This window comes from Trinickia sp., assembly GCF_036503415.1.
GTDB lineage: Bacteria > Pseudomonadota > Gammaproteobacteria > Burkholderiales > Burkholderiaceae > Trinickia.
In genome coordinates, this window is sequence record NZ_DASXWY010000140.1 from 1 (window position 1) to 4,676 (window position 4,676).

At 61.3% G+C, this 4,676-nt stretch carries 4 protein-coding genes; all 4 read left to right on the plus strand.

Translation table 11 applies throughout. The features are described from left to right. The first annotated feature begins 136 nt into the window (after nucleotides 1-136). On the plus strand, nucleotides 137-1,033 hold the full coding sequence (locus VGL01_RS17510; protein ID WP_331571507.1) for a peptidylprolyl isomerase: 897 nt from the start codon (nucleotides 137-139) through the stop codon (nucleotides 1,031-1,033). A gap of 75 nt (nucleotides 1,034-1,108) precedes the next feature. After that, nucleotides 1,109-1,921, plus strand: a complete 813-nt coding sequence (locus VGL01_RS17515; protein ID WP_331571508.1) for a hypothetical protein — start codon at nucleotides 1,109-1,111, stop codon at nucleotides 1,919-1,921. Between the two features lie 60 nt (nucleotides 1,922-1,981). Then, complete coding sequence (locus VGL01_RS17520) at nucleotides 1,982-2,599, plus strand: CC0125/CC1285 family lipoprotein (RefSeq protein ID WP_331571509.1); 618 nt, start codon at nucleotides 1,982-1,984, stop codon at nucleotides 2,597-2,599. A 91-nt stretch (nucleotides 2,600-2,690) separates the two neighbouring features. After that, nucleotides 2,691-4,676 (plus strand): filamentous hemagglutinin N-terminal domain-containing protein (locus VGL01_RS17525; RefSeq protein ID WP_331571511.1); only part of this gene is annotated, 1,986 nt, incomplete at its 3' end.

Below are 4,676 nucleotides of genomic sequence, written 5' to 3' on the forward strand. Positions count from 1 at the left end.
GGACAGGCACTGACGCAGCCTGCCGCGATGGGACGCAAGGCGAGCGTAGTGCTTTTCACACTGAACTTGGCGACGTAGCTCGCGAGATGCGCGAGCTGCGAATGCCGATTGATCCCGAGAGGGGAAGGACGAGGCGATGAACGAGAACTTGAGAGCAACCATGAAAAGCAGCGCACGCATAGTGCTGATGGTATCGGCACTTGCAGTGACGGGAGCCGCCGTCGCGGCGAAGAAGCCGGCATCGGCTTCGGCACAGGCGCCTATCGCGGCGAGTGCGCCCCTACCGGCGGGTGCGATTGCACGGGTGAACGGCGTGACGATTCCCGCGAGCGATCTCGATGCCGCCGTGCGTGCAAGCCGGCAGCCCGACACACCGGCGCTGCGCACATCGCTGAAGAATCAGTTGATCGCGCGCGAGCTTTTCCGCCAGGCGGCACAGAAGCAGCATTACGACGCGCATGCCGACGTGCAGGCCATCGTCGAGCAGACGAAGACGACGGCGATGATGCAGGCCTATTTGAAGGATGTCGTGAAGCCTGCGCCCGTCACCGATGACGAAGTGAAATCGAAATACGACGCCATCGTCGCGACACTCGGCGAAAACGAGTACAAGCCGAGCGCGATTGCGGTGAAGGACGAGGCCACCGCCAAGACGATTCTCGAGCAACTGAAAAAGGGCGGCGATTTCGCGCAACTCGCGAAGCAATACAGCCAAGGGCCGAACGCGGCGCAAGGCGGTGCGCTGAATTGGGTGTCGTTCAAGACGCCGATCACGGCCGGCACTACCCAGAACTGGCCGCAGCCGCTTGCCGAGGCACTCGTGAAGTTGCCGAAGGGGGCAGTGTCGAGTGCGCCGGTGCAAGTGGGCGACGCTTTCTGGATTTTGCGTGCGGACGATATGCGCAAGACGCAGATCCCGACGCTCGATCAATCGAAGGACGGCTTGCGCAAGGAACTCGAACAGGTCGCGTTGGCCAAGGCGACGGCGCAGGTCGTGACCGATCTCGTGAAGAGCGCGCATATCGATCAATAACGGGTCTCGGGAGGTGCGCTCGAGGCGGTACGAACAAATAAATCATCTAGAACCATTCATAAACGGGGATTCAACATGAAATTGCTCAATAGACTCATGGCGGTCGTTGTCTGCGCCACCTTCGTCACTGCTTGTACGGCGCCTCCTCGGGCGAAATATGATTCGGCACAAATGGGCGCGATAAAGACGATCGCGGTGGCCGCTCCGAATAAGACGAACTATTTCGCGGTGAGTGCTGGAACCAACGGCGTGATGCTAGTGGGCCCAGGCATCCTCGTCGCTGCGGTCACCGGAGCGATCTCCGGGGCTATCAGCGCGGCCTCGCATAGAACCAACCCGACGTTCAACGATCTCGTGACTGAAAAGCTTGGCGATACGGGATTGAACAGGAAGTTTGTCGATGCGGTGGAAGCAGAGCTGCGGGCTGCTGGTTACGACGTCAAGGAAGTGGATCTGACACAGGAGGACATGCCGAAGGTCGTTCTCAAGAACCGCGTGATGGCGCTAGAGGGAAAAAGCTATGCGGGCGCCGACGCAATCATGCTGGTCCAGAACCTCAACGGCTATTTCGCGCCGGGCTCGCTCTCCTGGTACACGCGCGACGTCAAGGTGAACATAGAAATGTTCAAGGCCGATACGTTCGAGCCGATTTTTAAGGATCGCTTGAACTTCAATTCGGGCAACGCCGACCCATACCACTACACGACGTTCTCGGCGTTGAAGGAAGACCTGCCTCACGCGATTCAGGGGGTGGACGAGGCCGTGATGGGACTCGTTCCCCACTTCAAGTCGGACTTGCTCGCGGCTCGCGGCGTTTCGGCGGCTACGGAACAAACGGCGCAGGCGGTAAAGACGTCGGAGACGGCAAAAACAGCAAAGACCGACTAACGGACAGTGAGGATTTCGAACTCCAATAACAGTAGTCAAATCGGGGTGATAACAATGAAGATGAAAAGACTTACTTCCATTTGCGCATTGGCGGCAACTGCTGCATTGGCGGGTTGCGCGACGCCGTATCAGGCGGCCAGTTTTTCGGGTGGCTATACGGGCAAGAAGATCGACGATCAGACCTACCACGTCACGTTTTCCGGTAACGGATATACGTCCAAGGACAAGGTCCACAAGTACTTCATGTACCGCTGCGCAGAGCTCACGCAGCAGGAAGGGTTCAAGTACTTCATGATCATTCCCGCCGCGTTGACCGGCTCACTTCCGCCGAATAACGATCTGGTGCGCGGAGCGGGCTTTGACCACAACATGATGCGCAAGATGCGTACGACGGCGCCGGTCATTATCTATGGCGGCGGCGGTGGCGGCGGGGTCAAGTGGAACAACTATGGCGACATCCGCATGTTCAACGACGATGCCGTGATCTCCACCAAGATTATCGGGTGGGATGCGTCGGAGATCGTCGACGAGCTTGGCGGGTTCGTGCACAGCGGCGGCCAGACACCGGGCAAGATTCCGTCGGCATGGGTGTTCGAGCCAGGGCATCCGAAGGTTCGCGCGCAAGACCTGCTGCCGACCGCGCCCACCGCGCCGAAGAAACCGGCAAGCGCAAGCTGAACCGGCAAGCAAGAAAGCAACGCCAAGCCCGTGGCCGCGGGCTTGGCGAAAAACGATTTAGCAAAACAATACCAATCGTTGGCGAATAAAAATGACGAACGGGGCAAAACGGGGCGATGTGTTCATGCGTCTGGAGCAGGCACGCGCTGCATCCGACGCATTGCGACTGAACGCTGAAAGGAGCGAGCCTCACGCGGGCAGGCGGCGCTATCGCGGCTGGCAACGCGTGCTGAGCGCGTTCGTTGCCGCGACCCTGTTCGTCGGACCGATTACGGTGACGGTGGAGATGGGCCGTCAGGCGGCGGGCGTGTTGGCGGCAGGCAGCCATCGCCTCGGCGACGACGCATGGCGTGCGATTCAGGACCTTGCATCGTTGCGCGTGCGGTTTGCGATGCAGGCCGCTCAGGCTGCGCCGATCGTCGACCCGACTGCACCCGTCACGTTTCAGCCTCAAATCGTGCAATCGACAGGCACGAACGGCGGTGTGCCCGTGGTCAACATCACCGCACCGAATGCTGCGGGCATTTCGCTCAATCAGTATCAAACGTTCAACATCGACGCAGCCGGGTTGATTCTGAACAACAGCCTGCAAAGCGGGACTTCGCTCACAGGCGGCAACGTGGCTGCCAACCCGAATCTGAACGGACGCACGGCCAGCGTCATTCTCAATCAGGTGACATCGACGGGCGCGGGCTACGCGAGCGTATTGGCCGGCCCGCTCGAAGTCTTCGGCGCGGCGGCGAGCGTCATCATCGCGAACCCGAACGGCATCGCGGTACGCGGGGCGGGCTTCACCAATACGACGGGCGTGACGCTCACGACAGGCGCGCCGCAATTCCTCACCGGCACGGGCGGCACCGTGACGGACTTCACGAACGGTCAGGCCATCGCCTACGACGTGAAAGGTGGGCACATTCAGATCGAAGGCAATGCGGGCGTGAACGGCCCGGGCTCGGGCATCGAAGGCACCGTCGGCACCATCGATCTGATCGGCGAGACCGTGGGCATCAATGCGCCGCTATACGCCGGCACGCGCATCAATGTGATTGCGGGCGATCAACTCGTGAAGCCCAGCGTCGTGGATGCAACGGTCACCACCTATTCCACGAGCGCCAATGGCAGCGCGAACACGCTGGCCGCAATCGGCGCCGCCAATCAGGGTTATGCGATCGACGCGACCGCGTTCGGGGCGATGACGGCCGGCCAGATCGCGATGGTCGGCACTGCGGCGGGCATGGGCGTGCGGGCCGACGCGGGGTTGTCGGCGACGACGGGGAATCTGACGCTGTCGTCGAACGGCGATTTGACGGTGGCGAGTCATACGGCACAGCAAGACGTGTCGATGACGAGTGCGGGGAATGTGACGCTGGCCGGCACCGGGGTGGCCGGTAGCGGATACACCGTCAATGCCGCTGGGGATGTGATTTCCAACGGCACGGTGCAGTCAGGCGCGGATTTATCGATTACGGCGGGCAATAACGTCGCGATCGCGGGGCAGAGCACGGCTCAGAACAATGTGACGTTTTCGTCTGGGCACGATATTTCGCTGACCGGCTCGCTCGCGAGCGGCAAGGCGTTCAATGCGACGGTGGCCGGGGCGTTCAGCGTGCCCGGTTCGCTGTTGGTGGGCACCGATGCGACGCTTTCGGCCGGCACGCTCGATGTGCCCGGTGTCGTCATCGTCCAGCAGAACGGGACACTCACAACCCAGGGCGATTTGACGGGCAGCGGTTCGATCGCATTCGGGCAGAGCGGAACGTTGAGCAGCGGACATGACGTCAATATCGCGGGCAAGCTGCTGTCGAACGATTTGCAGGTCAACGCGGCAAACAGCGCCACGTTCGCCGATGTGCAGGCCGGTGGGGCGTTTGGCGTGGTGGCCAATGGCCTGGCAGGCAACGGCAATGTGACCTTCAACGGTAACGCGGCCTCGGTGGGCAATGCGAGCGTCCAGGCGGCAAACGATGTCGTCGTCAATGGCACGCTTGCGGGCGGCGCACAAGTGGCGCTGACGGCGCAACGCAATGTCACGGTCGCAACGTCGGGTACGGTGCAGTCGGTCGGCAATCTGTCGATG